The following is a 15,878-nucleotide window of genomic DNA, read 5'->3' on the forward strand; positions in this document are numbered from 1 at the left end:
TCGCCCCGTAAGGAGCTCACTTGATTACACATATTAGCCCGCTAGGCTCAATGGATATGTTGTCGCAGCTGGAAGTCGATATGCTTAAACGCACGGCCAGCAGCGACCTGTACCAGCTGTTTCGCAACTGTTCACTGGCAGTTCTTAACTCAGGGAGTCTGACCGATAACAGCAAAGAGCTGCTGTCGCGTTTTGAAAGTTTCGACATTAACGTTTTGCGTCGTGAGCGCGGCGTCAAGCTTGAACTGATCAATCCCCCGGAAGACGCCTTTGTGGATGGCCGCATCATCCGCGCACTCCAGGCCAACCTGTTTGCCGTACTGCGCGACATTCTGTTCGTTAACGGTCAGATCCACAGCGCCGGTCGTTTCCAGCATTTAAATCTGGAAAGCTCGACCCACATTACCAACCTGGTGTTTTCCATCCTGCGTAACGCCCGTGCGCTGCACGTCGGCGAAGCGCCGAATATGGTGGTGTGCTGGGGCGGTCACTCGATCAACGAAACCGAATACCTGTACGCCCGACGCGTGGGCACCCAACTGGGCCTGCGTGAACTGAACATCTGCACCGGCTGCGGGCCGGGGGCGATGGAAGCGCCGATGAAAGGCGCGGCGGTCGGCCATGCGCAGCAGCGTTACAAAGAAGGCCGTTTTATCGGCATGACGGAGCCGTCGATTATCGCCGCAGAACCGCCAAACCCGCTGGTCAATGAGCTGGTGATCATGCCGGACATTGAAAAGCGTCTGGAAGCCTTTGTGCGTATCGCCCACGGCATTATCATCTTCCCTGGTGGCGTCGGTACGGCGGAAGAACTGCTCTATCTGCTGGGCATTCTGATGAATCCTGCCAACCAGGACCAGGTGCTGCCGTTGATCCTCACCGGGCCAAAACAGAGCGCTGACTACTTCCGCGTGCTCGACGAATTTATTGTTAACACGCTGGGTGAAGGCGCGCGTCGTTATTACCGCGTGATTATTGATGACGCCCATGAAGTGGCGCGGCTGATGAAAAAAGCGATGCCGATGGTGAAAGAGAATCGTCGTGAGACCGGCGATGCCTACAGCTTTAACTGGTCAATTCGCATTGCGCCGGAACTCCAGGTGCCTTTCATCCCGTCCCATGAAAATATGGCGAACCTGAAGCTGTATCCAGATCAGCCGGTGGAAATTCTGGCCGCCGATCTGCGCCGCGCCTTCTCGGGTATTGTCGCCGGGAACGTTAAAGAGGCGGGGATCCACGCGATTGAAAAATACGGGCCGTACAAAATCCACGGCGACAGCGACATGATGCGCCGCATGGACGATCTGCTGCAGGGCTTTGTCGCGCAGCACCGCATGAAGCTGCCGGGCTCGGCGTATATTCCCTGCTATGAAATTATGACCTGATAGCGGGTTCTCATGCCGGGTGGCATTAAGCTTACCCGGCCGATGGACTGTCTTGCCGGGTGGCGCTGCGCTTACCCGGCCTACTCTCTGCCATCCGGCGTCCGTTTCGTAGGCCCGGCAAGCCTGCGCCGCCGGGCAAAGCCATCCTGCCCGTTATAAGCCAGTCTTATTTCTGCTCCCTAAGCCAAACGGTTGCGTATGCTATTTCACCGCTAAAAATCCATTCTTACCTCAGGTATTCCTCAGAAAACGCTGTTTACATCATCTTTTGCAGCGATTTTGTCGTATTTTTCGTTTGATGCTTTGCGTGCATATATTGTCGGTGGTAGCCTGCGCCACCATTAATTTTGGCGTGGGATCGCTTTGCAGTGGGATGACCTGTCATTAACCCCAGAGAAAGCGGATTATTGCATTTGCGATCGGGATCACTGATACATTCATTACATAAATGTATCTTTCCGCCCGCCGATAGTTACGGCAAGAAATTATAAAAAAACCGTCGCTGAACAGATTTCATATTACCGTCAGGCCACTTTTCATTAGATTGCACTGAAAAACCTGATATTTAGCTTCCTCCAGGAGATACAGATGGAAACAACTCAAACCAGCACTGTTGCTGCCGTAGAAACGCGCAGCGCATGGCGTAAAACTGACACCATGTGGATGCTGGGCCTTTACGGCACCGCTATCGGCGCAGGTGTGCTCTTCCTGCCGATCAACGCCGGTGTCGGCGGTATGATCCCGTTGATCATCATGGCCATCATCGCCTTCCCGATGACCTTTTTTGCTCACCGTGGTCTGACCCGCTTTGTGCTGTCCGGTAAAAATCCGGGGGAAGATATTACTGAAGTGGTAGAAGAACACTTTGGTATCGGCGCAGGTAAACTCATCACCCTGCTCTATTTCTTCGCTATCTACCCGATCCTGCTGGTTTACAGCGTGGCGATCACCAACACGGTTGACAGCTTTATGACCCACCAGCTGGGTATGACGCCGCCGCCGCGTTTCATTCTTTCCCTGATTCTGATCGTCGGTATGATGACCATCGTGCGCTTCGGCGAGCAGATGATCGTGAAAGCGATGAGTATTCTGGTGTTCCCGTTCGTGGTTGCGCTGATGCTGCTGGCCCTGTACCTGATCCCGCAGTGGAGCGGTGCCGCGCTGGAAACGCTCTCCTTTGACGCAGCCGCCAGCACCGGTAAAGGCCTGTGGATGACCCTGTGGCTTGCTATTCCGGTAATGGTGTTCTCTTTCAACCACTCACCGATCATCTCCTCCTTCGCCGTGGCGAAACGTGAAGAGTACGGTGATGAAGCCGAGAAGAAATGCTCCCGCATCCTGGCGTTCGCGCACATCATGATGGTGCTGACGGTGATGTTCTTCGTGTTCAGCTGCGTGCTGAGCCTGACGCCGGCAGATTTGCAGGCTGCGAAAGATCAGAACATCTCTATTCTGTCTTATCTGGCTAACCACTTTAACGCGCCGATTATTGCGTGGATGGCACCGATTATCGCCATCATCGCCATCACTAAATCCTTCCTCGGCCACTATCTGGGTGCGCGTGAAGGCTTCAACGGTATGGTGATCAAATCCCTGCGCAGCCGTGGCAAAACCATCGAAATCAGCCGTCTGAATAAAATCACCGCGCTGTTTATGCTGGTGACCACCTGGATTGTGGCAACCCTGAACCCGAGCATTCTCGGTATGATCGAAACCCTGGGCGGTCCGATTATCGCGATGATCCTGTTCCTGATGCCGATGTATGCGATTCAGAAAGTGCCGGCGATGCGCAAATACAGCGGTCACATCAGCAACATCTTCGTTGTCTGCATGGGCCTGGTAGCTATCTCCGCTATCTTCTACTCCCTGTTCAGCTAATCCCCCCGCGCCGCCTTTTCGGGCGGCGCCCTCTGACTCATAGCAACGGATGATGCATCATGATTAGCGTATTCGATATTTTCAAAATCGGCATTGGCCCTTCCAGTTCCCATACCGTGGGACCAATGAAAGCAGGTAAACAGTTTACGGACGACCTGATTGCGCGTGGCATTCTCAGTGACATCACTCGCGTCGTGGTGGATGTTTACGGCTCCCTCTCCCTCACCGGCAAAGGCCACCATACCGATATCGCCATTATTATGGGGCTGGCGGGCAACCTGCCGGACAGCGTCGACATCGACAGCATTCCGGGCTTCATTCAGGACGTGAATACCCATGGCCGCCTGCTGCTGGCGAACGGTCAGCATGAAGTGGAATTTCCGGTTGACCAGTGCATGAACTTCCATGCCGATAACCTTTTCCTGCACGAAAACGGCATGCGTATCAGCGCGCTGGCGGGTGAAAGCGTGGTTTACAGCCAGACCTATTACTCCATCGGCGGCGGCTTTATCGTCGATGAGGCGCATTTCGGCCTGACCAGTAATGCAGAAATCACGGTGCCGTACCCCTATAAAAATGCCGCCGATTTACAACGTCATTGCCAGGAAACCGGCTTATCCCTCTCCGGCCTGATGATGAAAAACGAGCTGGCCCTGCGCAGCAAAGCCGAGCTGGATCAGCATCTGGCAAACGTCTGGGAAGTGATGCGCGGCGGCATTGAGCGCGGCATTACCACCGAAGGCGTCCTGCCGGGCAAACTGCGCGTCCCGCGCCGGGCGGCGGCGTTACGCCGGATGCTGGTCAGCGGTGATAAAACTTCTACCGATCCGATGGCGGTGGTCGACTGGATCAACATGTTCGCGCTGGCGGTGAACGAAGAAAACGCCGCCGGTGGACGTGTGGTGACCGCGCCGACCAACGGCGCCTGCGGCATCGTGCCGGCGGTGCTGGCGTACTACGATAAATTTATTCGTGAAGTAAATGCTAACTCACTGGCCCGCTATCTGCTGGTCGCCAGCGCAATCGGCTCCCTGTACAAAATGAACGCCTCCATTTCCGGCGCGGAAGTGGGCTGTCAGGGTGAAGTGGGCGTGGCCTGCTCCATGGCAGCGGCAGGTCTGGCGGAATTGCTGGGCGGCAGCCCGACGCAGGTGTGCATCGCGGCCGAAATCGGCATGGAGCATAACCTGGGGCTAACCTGCGATCCGGTCGCCGGACAGGTACAGGTACCCTGCATTGAACGCAACGCCATTGCCTCGGTGAAAGCGGTGAACGCCGCGCGTATGGCCCTGCGCCGTACCAGCGAGCCGCGCGTGTGCTTCGATAAAGTCATTGAGACCATGTATGAGACGGGCAAAGACATGAACGCCAAATACCGCGAAACATCCCGTGGCGGTCTGGCGATGAAAGTCGTCGCCTGCGATTAATCACGTCAGTCGTTCCTTTATGAAGCCGGGTGCGCTTATGCCACCCGGCTTTTTTGCGAGGCGTCTTCCTGTTTTTCCCCCGCTTTCTGGCCTCCTCCTCACCGCCGGTGTTACCCTTAGCGCGTTAAATTTTTTCGGGAGCGTGCTGTGGCTGTTCATCTGTTAATTGTTGATGCGCTTAATCTTATTCGCCGGATCCATGCCGTGCAGGGATCGCCCTGCGTCCAGACCTGCCTGCACGCGCTCGACCAGTTGATCCTTCACAGCCAGCCGACTCATGCGGTGGCGGTCTTTGATGACGAGGCGCGCAACAGCGGCTGGCGGCATCAGATCCTGCCGGATTACAAAGCAGGTCGCGCGCCGATGCCGGACAACCTGCACGCGGAGATGCCTGCCCTGCGTGCGGCCTTTGCCAGCCACGGCGTGCCATGCTGGGTGTCAGAAGGCAATGAGGCGGACGATCTGGCCGCCACCCTGGCGGTAAAAGTGGCGCAGGCCGGGCATCAGGCCACCATAGTGTCAACGGACAAAGGCTACTGCCAGCTGCTCTCTCCGACCATCCGCATCCGCGACTATTTTCAGAAGCGCTGGCTGGATGCGCCCTTTATTGCCGCTGAATTTGGCGTCACGCCTGAGCAACTGGCGGATTACTGGGGACTGGCGGGGATCAGCAGTTCAAAAATTCCGGGCGTGGCGGGTATCGGGCAGAAGAGCGCCACGCAGCTTATCACCACCTTTGGCACGCTGGAAAATCTCTATGCAGGGCTTGCGGAGGTACCGGAAAAGTGGCGCAAAAAACTGGTGGAACATCGTGAAATGGCGTTTATCTGCCGGGATGTGGCAAGGCTGAAAACGGATCTACAGGTGGAAGGGAATTTGCAGCAGCTACGGCTGGCGAGATAACGGCTGATCCTCCCCAAACGGAGAGGATCATGATGAAGCATTAACGCTCGTCGCGACGTCCGCCCACCGCAGCCCACCAGCGGCGCACGTGCACGGTCACTTCTTCGCGATCGTGATACAGCTGACGGGCCTGAATAGTGGCATTGATGCCGTGCTCCGCCAGTTGCTCCTGAATGTACGCCAGGTTGCCGGACACTTCTTCGTAGCGTTTTTTCATCGGCAGCTTGAGGTTGAAAATGGTTTCGCGGCACCAGCCGTTGACCAGCCACTGCACCATCAGAGCGGTGACTTTCGCGGGTTTCTCCACCATATCGCACACCATCCACGTAATGTTATTGCGCGTCGGGCGATAGCGGAAACCATCCTCACGCAGCCAGGTGACCTGCCCGGTATCCATCAGGCTCTGCGCCATCGGGCCGTTATCCACAGAGGCCACCCACATGTTGCGTTTCACCAGCTGATAGGTCCAGCCGCCCGGACAGGCACCCAGATCCACCGCGTACATGCCGTTTGCCAGGCGCTCGTCCCACTCGTCTGCCGGAATGAAGATATGGAAGGCTTCTTCCAGTTTGAGGGTGGAACGGCTTGGCGCGTCAGACGGAAACTTCAGGCGCGGAATGCCCATGTAAAACGGTGAATTGTTAGTGGTATACGAATAACCGGCATAGCAGCAGCCAGGAGCGATAAAGAACACATGCACCACCGGACGTTTTGCGGTTTCGTAGCTGGTGAGGATTTTCGCCTCGCGCAGCGCCGCACGCAGCGGTACGGTGAACTTACGGCAGAACTTCATCAGCTCTTTGCTTTCGTTGGTGTCCGCCACTTCAACGCGCAGCTCACCGCCTTTTTCCACCACGCCCTGCAACATGCCGACAATCGGCGTGATGCGATCGTCAGGCGGCAGATCCTGCAACAGCTCGCCGGCGACAAACATCTGGCGGGCAAAAATCAGCGAGCTGAACGGCAGATCTTTTGCTACCTTATCCGCGTCATCAGGCTGATAGCATTCGAAAACCACATAGCCTGAGTTTTCTTTCACGCGGGCAAAGCCAAACACCTCAAGGCGTCCGGCTTTATCGGTAATTTCTGCGGCGCACTCTTTCTCAAAACCCGGGCGACACAACAAGACAACTTTATTCATGAACAACGCCCTTACGTTTCAGACGAATAGCACCAATTAACATTAATACCCATCCCGCGAGGAAGCAGACGCCGCCGACCGGGGTGACGAAGGCCCACAGGCGCAGATGGGAAAGCGCGAGGCAGTATAAGCTCCCGCTGAACAACACCGTACCCAGCGCCAGAAACACGCTGCTCCAGTAAAACCAGATGCTGATGCGACGCTGCATCGCCACGGCGAGGCAGAAAATCGCCAGCGTATGGAAAGCCTGGTATTCAAGACCGGTCTGGATCCAGCCCATCTCTACCGTGCCCAGAGATTTCCCCAGCACGTGCGCGCCGAAGGCGCCCAGCGCAACAAAAACAAAGCCACTAATGGCAGCAAAAATCAGCATAAACCGGCTGGTCATGTCAGTACCCTAAAAAGTCATGCGCGAAATCGCGCGCGTTGAATTATTGCTCGTAACGGAAGCGGAATTTTTCTTGCTCTGATGCCGCTTTTGCCAGGATCCACTGTCGAAAGGCGGCTATTTTACCCAGTTCTGCCTGACTGTCATGACAAACCAGATAAAACGCGTTTTTACTGACCAGTACATCATTAAACGGACAGACCAGTCGGCCTGCCTCAATTTCGGACTGCGCCATCACATTGTTGGCCAGCGCGATACCCTGTCCGTGGATTGCCGCCTGTAGCACCATAGCGCTATGGCTGAAAATCGGTCCCTGCTGCACATTCAAATTAAGACCTAACTGTCGCGTATAAGTTTGCCAGTCGCGGCGGGAAGCATCATGCAATAACGTATGTTTTGCCAGATCCGCAGGCGTTTTCAGGGGCTTATCGCCAGTGAGCAGTAACGGCGAGCAGACCGGCAGCAGATATTCTGCGTATAATTTTTCGACACGCAAGCCCGGCCAGTTGCCGCGCCCATAAAAAATTGCCACATCGACATCATCCGCCAGCTTGTCCACTTCGCGGTCAACCGCCTGGATCCTGACGTCGATTCCCGGATAAGCTGAATTAAAGCTGGTGAGTCTCGGCACCAGCCACTGAATGGCAAAACTGGGCAATAAACTGACGGTCAGCGCCCCTTTAGCACTGCGCGATTGCAGTTTGCGGGTGGCGTCGGTGAGTTGGGAAAAAATCTCTTTAATATCCTGAAAATAACTCTGACCTTCTTCTGTTAATAACAGAGAACGGTTGCGACGGCGGAACAGCTTCAGCCCAAGGAAATCCTCAAGAGACTTGATTTGATGGCTTACTGCGGCCTGCGTCACAAAAAGCTCATCTGCGGCGCGGGTGAAGCTTAAATGGCGTGCGGCGGCATCAAAAACACGTAATGCATTAAGAGGTGGTAAGCGCTTGGACATGATTATAAGGTTCAGATGTTAATGGAATTTAACAAACAGGAAACAAGGTTTAACCCATTAGTTTTTTTTATCTGAGACATTATAATTTGTCCGTTGAGGAACTACCAGCAAATACCTATAGTGGCGGCACTTCCTGAGCCGGAACGAAGAGTCTTTTTTGGAATGCGTGTTCTGAAGGGCTTTTGGCTTGCGGTTGTGATGTTGTGTTGTTGTGTTTGCAATTGGTCTGCTATTCAGACCACGGTAGCAACGCTACCCTTTTCACTTCCTGTACATTTACCCTGTCTGTCCATAGTGATTAATGTAGCACCGCAAATTGCGGTGCTTTTTTTTACTCTGAAACGGGCTATTATTTTTCCAGAGCAACCATTTCTTTTACGTCAGTGCGATTGATCTGCTGTTTGTTACCGTTAGCGTCTTTATAAGAGATCATGCCGGTTTGATCGTCGGTTTTCGGCTTACCTTCAGACACAATGGAACGGCCATCGTTGGTGTGCATTACATAGTTCGGACCCGAACAGGCGCTCAGTGCAAAAGTCATCATACATGCGGTAATAATGGCGGCAGTCTTTTTCATGATTCTTCTCCTTTTAGCAATTAATGCTATCTGAATCTTGTTTATTAACAGGGTTCAACGTCCACCCAACACTATTTAGCATAACCTGCTTTCGAAAGTGCGCCAGGATAAACAGAAAAATCTGATGGAGCACAGGCGCTTGTATCAGTTTGCAAATTGCGCGACGATCATCGTCTGACTATGAGGAACGCCATGAACGCATTCAATCCTGCCCATTTTCGTGCCCAATTTCCTGCTCTTGCCGATGCGGGCGTCTATCTGGACAGCGCCGCCACTGCGCTAAAACCACAGGCCGTCATTGACGCCACGCAGCAGTTTTACAGCCTGAGCGCAGGAAACGTGCATCGCAGCCAGCATGCGCAGGCGCAAAAACTGACGGCGCGCTATGAAGCCGCGCGCGACCAGGTTGCCGCCCTGCTTAACGCGCCTGCCGGTAACAACATCGTCTGGACGCGGGGCACCACCGAGGCGATCAATATGGTCGCCCAGTGTTATGCGCGTCCGCGTTTACAGCCAGGCGATGAGATTATCGTCAGCGAGGCAGAGCATCATGCCAATCTGGTGCCCTGGCTGATGGTGGCGGAGCAAACCGGCGCGAGCGTGGTGAAGCTGCCTGTTGCGGCCGACGGTGTGCCGGACATTGAACAACTTCCCGCGCTGATCACCCCCCGCAGCCGCATTATGGCCATCGGGCAAATGTCCAACGTCACCGGCGGCTGTCCGGATCTGGCGCGCGCCATAACTCTCGCCCACGCTGCCGGTATGGTGGTGATGGTGGATGGCGCCCAGGGCGCGGTGCACTTCCCGGCGGACGTGCAAAAGCTGGACATTGATTTTTATGCTTTTTCCGGCCACAAACTCTATGGCCCGACCGGCATCGGCGCGCTCTATGGCAAAAGCGAATTGCTGGAGGCGATGCCCCCCTGGCTGGGCGGCGGTAAGATGATCACCGAGGTCACCTTTGACGGCTTTAAAACCCAGCCGGTGCCCTGGCGCCTGGAGGCGGGCACGCCGAACGTGGCCGGGGTGATTGGGCTGAGCGCGGCGCTGGAATGGCTGGAAGAAATGGATATGGCGCAGGCCGAAAGCTACAGCCGCGGGCTGGCGACGCTGGCGGAAGACGCGCTGGCAAAACGCCCCGGCTTCCGCTCGTTCCGCTGCCAGGATTCCAGCCTGCTGGCCTTTGATTTTGCCGGGGTGCACCACAGCGATATGGTGACGCTGCTGGCAGAGTACGGCATCGCGCTGCGGGCAGGCCAGCACTGCGCCCAGCCGCTGCTGGCGGCGCTCGGCGTCAGCGGTACACTGCGTGCCTCTTTTGCGCCCTATAATACGAAAAACGATGTCGATGCGCTGGTTAACGCCATCGACCGAGCCCTTGAACTTCTGGTGGATTAATGACTAACCCTGCTTTCGCCGGACACCCGTTCGGCAGCGCCGTAACCGAAGACACACTGCGTCAGATTTTTAACCCGCTGACGCAGTGGGAAGATAAATACCGACAGCTGATCCTGCTAGGTAAACAGTTGCCCGCCCTGTCGGACGAGCTGAAAGCCCAGGCGCGGGAAATTCCCGGCTGCGAAAATCGTGTCTGGCTGGGCTACACCCTTTCCGGCGAGGGAAAACTGCATTTCTTCGGCGACAGCGAAGGCCGCATTGTACGTGGATTGCTGGCGGTGCTGCTGACGGCGGTGGAAGGGAAAACGGCGCCGACCCTGCTGGCGCAGGATCCGCTGGCGCTGTTTGATGAGCTGGGATTACGCGGGCAGCTTAGCGCCTCCCGCAGTCAGGGGCTGGCGGCGCTGGCCGCCGCCGTACAGGATGCCGCGCGTCAGGCCTGACGCGCCGCTTTCGCCATCATTTTTTTCAGCGCATGGGACACAGCCACAAAACCAAAAGTGGCTGTAACCATGGTCGCCGCGCCAAAACCTGAGGCGCAGTCCATCCGTTTTGGCCCTTCCGCAGTGCTTTTCATCGCGCATACCGAGCCGTCCGCTTGCGGATACACCAGCGCTTCGGTGGAGAATACACAGTCCACGCCAAGTTTGCCCTTGCTGTTTTTCACCACGCCGAAATCGCTTTTCAGCCTTTCGCGCAGCTTCGCCGCCAGCGGATCCTGAATAGTTTTCGCCAGATCGCTGACCTGGATTTGTGTCGGATCGATCTGCCCGCCCGCGCCACCGGTGGTCACCAGCGGGATCTTATTGCGACGGCACCAGGCGATCAGCGCAGCTTTAGGCCGTACGCTGTCGATGGCGTCGATCACATAGCTGAATCCGGCGCTCATGTACTGCGCCACGTTGTCGGCGGTAACGAAATCGTCCACTACCGTCACCCGGCATTCCGGGTTGATCTGACGAATGCGCTCAGCCATCACTTCGGATTTCGCAAGGCCCACGCTGTCGCGCAGGGCGTGGATCTGCCGGTTGGTGTTGGTGACGCAGACATCATCCATATCAATCAGCGTGATAGCGCCGATGCCGGTGCGTGCCAGCGCTTCCGCCGCCCAGGATCCAACGCCACCGATCCCCACCACGCAGATATGCGCATCCGCAAAAAGCTGCAACGCGTTTTCGCCATACAGACGCGCTGTGCCACCAAAACGCTGACGCCAGGCGTCGCTGATTACCGCAGACATAAAACCTCAGAAATGGAGTTGATGATCACCTTCCCCTTGCAGGAGAGGGGCAAAATAGTAGCACGATCACCCGCTAAACACGTTACCCGATCCTGCGCCCGGCGCGGTCTTCAGTACCCACACGCGGCCATAATGGTTATACCATCCCGCGCGATGACCGGCGTCTGCGCCAATCCCCTGATAAATATCGAAGTGCTGGCCTTTAATTGCGCCGCCCACGTCCAGCGCCACCATCAGACGCAGCTCGTACTGGCCGTTGAATTTGCCGTTGTTATCCAGCAAAGGCACTTCCGCCAGCAGCGTTGTCCCGGCCGGAATAATGCTGCGATCAGAGGCCACGGATGCGCGGCCAATCAACGGCACGCCGCTCGCCCCTTTCACCGGCGCGTAAGATTGCGGTTTGAAGAAGACGAAGGACGGATTTTGCTCCAGCAGTTCGCGCACCTGCGCTTCGCTGTGCGTTTCGCCCCAGTGACGGATCGCCTGCATCGACATATCTTCCCGCTTCACTTCGCCGCGATCGATCAGCACTTTACCGATGCTGCGGTAGGCATGGCCGTTTTTGCCGCTGTAGCTGAAGAAGTTGAGCGGGCTGCCGTCGCCGAAATCAATATAGCCACTGCCCTGCACGTCCATAATAAAGTTGTCCATCAGCGAGTTGCTGTAGGCGAGGATATAGTTGTCGCTCAGTGCCCCGGCGTAGATCTCCGCCCGGGACGGCAGCCGTCCGCGTTTTGGCGGCATACGATAAATCGGGTACTGGAATTCGCCCTGACGGGTATGACGCGCCTGCACCACCGGCGTGTAGTAACCGGTGAACTGCACGTTGCCGTAGTTATCCGCGCCTTCCATCTGCCAGGCGTCCAGACCGTACTGACGCATGGTGCGCGTATCGCCGCCCGCGCGCAGCCAGTCCTGTACGGCGTTATAAATGGCGCTCTGCTTGCCGTATAAGCGCGGTGACGCGGTGCGCACCTGGCTTACCTGCTCGGCGTAGTCGCCGCCGTTGATAGGCGCACCTACGGCGTCTGGCTGATTAACCAGAGAGAAAGGCTGGGTGAATTTCCCGTCTTTATACTGCTGACCGCGATCGGTCGGTTTAGAGGAACAGGCTGCGAGGATGGCTACCATCGCGCCAGTGAGAAGGTACTTCGCCCAACGTCCTTTCATTATGTCTCGTCTTCTTACTTAAGCCGAATGCGTGCTCTGAAGATAACAAACCCCTGCCGCTAATGAAATGTGCGAACGGCATCACTGTCCCGAATGGTTCAAAAAATAGCCTTATTGCACTATTTTTATTCAGACGCCCGGTGAAATGCGTCATTTCGTTGAAAAAAGGTTGCGTCAAAGAGCGAGCGGAGTATAGTGCGCTTCCACGGACGCGGGGTGGAGCAGCCTGGTAGCTCGTCGGGCTCATAACCCGAAGGTCGTCGGTTCAAATCCGGCCCCCGCAACCAATTAAGTGCATTACAGTAAGACGTTTACTCGAATGAAAGAGTAAAAGACGGACGCGGGGTGGAGCAGCCTGGTAGCTCGTCGGGCTCATAACCCGAAGGTCGTCGGTTCAAATCCGGCCCCCGCAACCAATTATGCACAAAGAGAAAGATTACTCGATGGAAGAGTAAAGACGGACGCGGGGTGGAGCAGCCTGGTAGCTCGTCGGGCTCATAACCCGAAGGTCGTCGGTTCAAATCCGGCCCCCGCAACCAACACATTAAACACCCTGACGGGTGTTTTTTTGTTTCTGCGTTCCGTAAAAAAACGACGCGTTATCCGCGCCGTGCCAGTGCCCCGCCCTCTGCAAAGTACGCCTTAATCCCTGCCAGAATCGACTCCGCCACTTCCTGCTGGAACTTCGCGGTCTTCAGCTTGCGCTCTTCTTCGATATTACTGATAAACGCCGTTTCGACGAGGATCGACGGAATATCCGGCGCTTTCAGCACTGCGAAGCCTGCCTGATCCACGCGGTTTTTGTGCAGTTTGTTGATACCGCCAAGACGCTTTAACACCTCTTTGCCAAACTTCAGGCTGTCGTTAATCGTCAGCGACTGCACCATATCAAACAGGGTGTGATCGAGATAGCGGTCCCCGCTTTTGCTGACGCCACCGACCAGGTCAGCGGCGTTCTGCGTCTCGGCGAGGTATTTGGCGGCGGTACTGGTTGCGCCTTTGGTGGACAGCGCAAACACCGATGAACCGCGCGCCGCCCGGCTGGTAAAGGCATCCGCATGGATGGAGACAAAAAGATCCGCCCGCTGCTTCTGCGCTTTCGCCACCCGCACCTTCAGCGGGATAAACACATCTTCGTTACGCGTCATATAGGCTTTCATGTTGCCTTCGCGATCGATGAGCGCACGCAGACGGCGGGCGATTTGCAGCACCACATCTTTTTCCCGGGTTTTGTATTTGCCAATCGCGCCGGGATCTTCCCCGCCGTGCCCCGGATCCAGCATGATCACAATCGGGCGATCGCGCCCCGCTTTACCCGGCTTCGGCCCGCTCTGCGCAGGCGGCACCTGCCGGTCCAGCTCACCTTTATTGTAATCTTCCAGCAGGGCCAGCAGCGGATCCTGTTCGTTCTGCCCGTTCACCGGGTAGAGATCCATCACCAGACGCTCTTTAAACTCTGCCACCGGCGCCAGCGAGAACAGATGCGGCGTCACATTCTGTTTCAGCTCAAACACCATACGCACGGTTTTCGGATCGAACTGCCCGACGCGCGCAGATTTGATAAAGGGATCGTCATCGCGGATCTGCATGCCCACGCCTTTGAGGACCGAGTTCAGGTTGACGCCTTCAATATCCACAACCAGACGTTCAGGATTACTCAGGGCGAACTGGCGATATTTTAATAACCGGTTCGATTCCACGGTCACGCGCGTGTAGGTGGATGCAGGCCAGACGCGCACGGCGATAACCTGGCTTACCGCAGCCAGTCCCACCTGGCTTACGCTGAGCAACCACATCGCGCCTGCCCCTTGCAGTAAACGGCGGCGGCTGATAATTGAATTGGATCCTGACATGCCTCTCCCGAGCAAAGTAAATCTAATAAGCTATCTATACGTCCAAATTGACCGAAAACTTTAACGAATGACGCATAAACTGTCATCAACAAAAGGGTAAACATAGCATTCGTAACTTAATTCTCGTGGCAATGAAAATGGAGCCGCGGCAAATTTAGGCTTGCGCCCGCCGCCATAAAAGAATAAAAATACACAAAATCCGAATAATCATGCAGTGAGGGTTGTGCCGTGGTGAAGGAGCGTAGAACCGAACTGGTCGAGGGATTCCGCCATTCAGTTCCCTATATTAATGCCCATCGGGGGAAAACCTTTGTCATCATGCTGGGCGGCGAAGCCATTGAGCATGAGAACTTTTCCAGTATCGTCAATGACATTGGCCTGCTGCACAGCCTCGGCATTCGCCTGGTGGTGGTGTATGGCGCGCGCCCGCAAATTGACGCGAACCTTGCCGCGCATCATCACGAGCCGGTTTATCACAAACATACCCGCGTGACCGACGCCAAAACGCTGGAGCTGGTTAAACAGGCGGCAGGTCAGTTGCAGCTGGATATTACCGCCCGGCTGTCGATGAGCCTCAACAACACGCCGCTTCAGGGCGCGCATATCAACGTGGTGAGCGGCAACTTTATTATCTCCCAGCCGCTGGGCGTGGATGATGGCGTGGACTACTGCCACAGCGGCCGTATCCGTCGTATCGACGAGGAAGCCATTCACCGCCAGTTGGACAGCGGCGCCATTGTGCTGATGGGGCCGGTGGCGGTATCGGTAACGGGTGAAAGCTTCAACCTGACGTCAGAAGAGATCGCCACCCAGCTGGCGATTAAGCTGAAGGCGGAGAAAATGATCGGCTTCTGCTCCTCTCAGGGGGTGATCAACGACGATGGCAATATCGTCTCTGAGCTGTTCCCCAACGATGCCCAGGCGCGTGTTGAGGAGCTGGAAGCGCGTCAGGATTACCAGTCGGGCACGGTGCGCTTTCTGCGCGGGGCGGTCAAAGCCTGCCGCAGCGGTGTGCGTCGCAGTCACCTGATCAGCTATCAGGAAGATGGCGCGCTGTTGCAGGAGCTGTTCTCCCGCGACGGTATCGGCACGCAAATCGTAATGGAGAGCGCCGAGCAGATCCGTCGTGCGACCATCAACGACATCGGCGGTATTCTGGAGCTGATCCGCCCGCTGGAGCAGCAGGGTATTCTGGTTCGCCGCTCGCGTGAGCAACTGGAGATGGAGATCGACAAATTCACTATTATCCAGCGCGATAACCTGACCATCGCCTGCGCGGCGCTCTATCCTTTCCCGGAAGAAAAAATCGGTGAAATGGCCTGCGTGGCGGTGCACCCGGACTACCGCAGCTCGTCCCGCGGTGAGGTATTGCTGGAGCGTGTGGCTTTACAGGCCCGGCAGATGGGACTCAGCAAACTCTTCGTGTTAACCACGCGCAGTATTCACTGGTTCCAGGAGCGCGGCTTTACGCCGGTGGATATTGATTCCCTGCCGGAGAGCAAAAAAGAGATGTACAACTATCAGCGCCGTTCAAAAGTGCTGATGGCGGATCTCGGCTGA

Annotated in this window: 14 protein-coding genes and 3 tRNA genes; 10 read left to right on the plus strand and 7 right to left on the minus strand. The window is 56.1% G+C overall.

Annotated features, from left to right (window positions below; all coding sequences use genetic code 11):
* The first annotated feature begins 20 nt into the window (after positions 1-20).
* The 4 genes from ppnN (at position 21) to xni (ending at position 5,593) form a co-directional block, all read left to right on the plus strand.
* Positions 21-1,385, plus strand: a complete 1,365-nt coding sequence (ppnN, locus tag ACQUTD_RS00905; protein WP_072569943.1) for a nucleotide 5'-monophosphate nucleosidase PpnN — start codon at positions 21-23, stop codon at positions 1,383-1,385.
* A gap of 588 nt (positions 1,386-1,973) precedes the next feature.
* Positions 1,974-3,263 (plus strand): HAAAP family serine/threonine permease, encoded by a 1,290-nt coding sequence (locus tag ACQUTD_RS00910; protein ID WP_072569942.1) that lies wholly within the window; start codon positions 1,974-1,976, stop codon positions 3,261-3,263.
* A 59-nt stretch (positions 3,264-3,322) separates the two neighbouring features.
* The gene (locus ACQUTD_RS00915; protein WP_473276734.1) at positions 3,323-4,690 is read left to right on the plus strand and encodes an L-serine ammonia-lyase; all 1,368 of its coding nucleotides are present in this window, start codon (positions 3,323-3,325) and stop codon (positions 4,688-4,690) included.
* 147 nt (positions 4,691-4,837) lie between these two features.
* Positions 4,838-5,593: a flap endonuclease Xni gene (gene xni, locus ACQUTD_RS00920; RefSeq protein ID WP_072569940.1), complete on the plus strand. Its 756-nt coding sequence runs from the start codon at positions 4,838-4,840 to the stop codon at positions 5,591-5,593.
* Between the two features lie 40 nt (positions 5,594-5,633).
* Here the strand turns inward: xni and rlmM are convergent, their stop codons facing one another.
* From rlmM to ACQUTD_RS00940, 4 genes are all read right to left on the minus strand, one after another.
* Complete coding sequence (rlmM, locus tag ACQUTD_RS00925; RefSeq protein WP_473276735.1) at positions 5,634-6,734, minus strand: 23S rRNA (cytidine(2498)-2'-O)-methyltransferase RlmM; 1,101 nt, start codon at positions 6,732-6,734, stop codon at positions 5,634-5,636.
* The gene (locus ACQUTD_RS00930; RefSeq protein WP_072569938.1) at positions 6,727-7,122 is read right to left on the minus strand and encodes a DUF423 domain-containing protein; all 396 of its coding nucleotides are present in this window, start codon (positions 7,120-7,122) and stop codon (positions 6,727-6,729) included. Before ACQUTD_RS00930 ends, rlmM begins: the two co-directional genes overlap by 8 nt.
* Positions 7,123-7,165: 43 nt before the next feature.
* On the minus strand, positions 7,166-8,080 hold the full coding sequence (gcvA, locus tag ACQUTD_RS00935) for a glycine cleavage system transcriptional regulator GcvA (protein ID WP_072569937.1): 915 nt from the start codon (positions 8,078-8,080) through the stop codon (positions 7,166-7,168).
* Between the two features lie 349 nt (positions 8,081-8,429).
* Entirely contained in the window at positions 8,430-8,657 is a 228-nt protein-coding gene (locus ACQUTD_RS00940; RefSeq protein ID WP_072569936.1) for a YgdI/YgdR family lipoprotein, read from the minus strand.
* A 192-nt stretch (positions 8,658-8,849) separates the two neighbouring features.
* On the opposite strand from ACQUTD_RS00940, the gene csdA reads away from it, so the two are divergent.
* Positions 8,850-10,055: a cysteine desulfurase CsdA gene (gene csdA, locus ACQUTD_RS00945; protein WP_473276736.1), complete on the plus strand. Its 1,206-nt coding sequence runs from the start codon at positions 8,850-8,852 to the stop codon at positions 10,053-10,055.
* Positions 10,055-10,498, plus strand: coding sequence for a cysteine desulfurase sulfur acceptor subunit CsdE (gene csdE, locus ACQUTD_RS00950; protein ID WP_088221433.1), 444 nt, complete (start codon positions 10,055-10,057; stop codon positions 10,496-10,498). Before csdA ends, csdE begins: the two co-directional genes overlap by 1 nt.
* Here csdE and tcdA read toward each other — a convergent pair.
* The gene (tcdA, locus tag ACQUTD_RS00955; RefSeq protein ID WP_318374820.1) at positions 10,489-11,295 is read right to left on the minus strand and encodes a tRNA cyclic N6-threonylcarbamoyladenosine(37) synthase TcdA; all 807 of its coding nucleotides are present in this window, start codon (positions 11,293-11,295) and stop codon (positions 10,489-10,491) included. The two genes, csdE and tcdA, sit on opposite strands and share 10 nt — an antisense overlap.
* A gap of 66 nt (positions 11,296-11,361) precedes the next feature.
* Positions 11,362-12,465, minus strand: a complete 1,104-nt coding sequence (gene mltA / locus ACQUTD_RS00960; RefSeq protein WP_318364315.1) for a murein transglycosylase A — start codon at positions 12,463-12,465, stop codon at positions 11,362-11,364.
* A 210-nt stretch (positions 12,466-12,675) separates the two neighbouring features.
* Here mltA and ACQUTD_RS00965 point away from each other — a divergent pair.
* The 3 genes from ACQUTD_RS00965 (at position 12,676) to ACQUTD_RS00975 (ending at position 13,004) form a co-directional block, all read left to right on the plus strand.
* Positions 12,676-12,752, plus strand: a tRNA-Met gene (locus ACQUTD_RS00965).
* Between the two features lie 52 nt (positions 12,753-12,804).
* A tRNA-Met gene (locus ACQUTD_RS00970) sits at positions 12,805-12,881 on the plus strand.
* Positions 12,882-12,927: 46 nt separating this feature from the next.
* A tRNA-Met gene (locus ACQUTD_RS00975) sits at positions 12,928-13,004 on the plus strand.
* Between the two features lie 60 nt (positions 13,005-13,064).
* Here the strand turns inward: ACQUTD_RS00975 and amiC are convergent.
* Positions 13,065-14,318, minus strand: coding sequence for an N-acetylmuramoyl-L-alanine amidase AmiC (amiC, locus tag ACQUTD_RS00980; RefSeq protein WP_318363826.1), 1,254 nt, complete (start codon positions 14,316-14,318; stop codon positions 13,065-13,067).
* Between the two features lie 228 nt (positions 14,319-14,546).
* Between amiC and argA the strand changes: the two genes are divergently transcribed.
* Positions 14,547-15,878 (plus strand): amino-acid N-acetyltransferase, encoded by a 1,332-nt coding sequence (gene argA, locus ACQUTD_RS00985; protein WP_072569930.1) that lies wholly within the window; start codon positions 14,547-14,549, stop codon positions 15,876-15,878.

The organism is Enterobacter sp. K510 (genome assembly GCF_055804875.1).

Excerpts from the sequence above, each read along its gene's own strand:
- ACQUTD_RS00910 (WP_072569942.1), top strand. The coding sequence starts at position 1,974 with ATGGAAACAACTCAAACCAGCACTGTTGCTGCCGTAGAAACGCGCAGC.
- ACQUTD_RS00915 (WP_473276734.1), top strand. The coding sequence starts at position 3,323 with ATGATTAGCGTATTCGATATTTTCAAAATCGGCATTGGCCCTTCCAGT.
- rlmM (WP_473276735.1), bottom strand. The coding sequence starts at position 6,734 with ATGAATAAAGTTGTCTTGTTGTGTCGCCCGGGTTTTGAGAAAGAGTGC.
- ACQUTD_RS00930 (WP_072569938.1), bottom strand. The coding sequence starts at position 7,122 with ATGACCAGCCGGTTTATGCTGATTTTTGCTGCCATTAGTGGCTTTGTT.
- gcvA (WP_072569937.1), bottom strand. The coding sequence starts at position 8,080 with ATGTCCAAGCGCTTACCACCTCTTAATGCATTACGTGTTTTTGATGCC.
- ACQUTD_RS00940 (WP_072569936.1), bottom strand. The coding sequence starts at position 8,657 with ATGAAAAAGACTGCCGCCATTATTACCGCATGTATGATGACTTTTGCA.
- csdA (WP_473276736.1), top strand. The coding sequence starts at position 8,850 with ATGAACGCATTCAATCCTGCCCATTTTCGTGCCCAATTTCCTGCTCTT.
- csdE (WP_088221433.1), top strand. The coding sequence starts at position 10,055 with ATGACTAACCCTGCTTTCGCCGGACACCCGTTCGGCAGCGCCGTAACC.
- tcdA (WP_318374820.1), bottom strand. The coding sequence starts at position 11,295 with ATGTCTGCGGTAATCAGCGACGCCTGGCGTCAGCGTTTTGGTGGCACA.
- mltA (WP_318364315.1), bottom strand. The coding sequence starts at position 12,465 with ATGAAAGGACGTTGGGCGAAGTACCTTCTCACTGGCGCGATGGTAGCC.
- amiC (WP_318363826.1), bottom strand. The coding sequence starts at position 14,318 with ATGTCAGGATCCAATTCAATTATCAGCCGCCGCCGTTTACTGCAAGGG.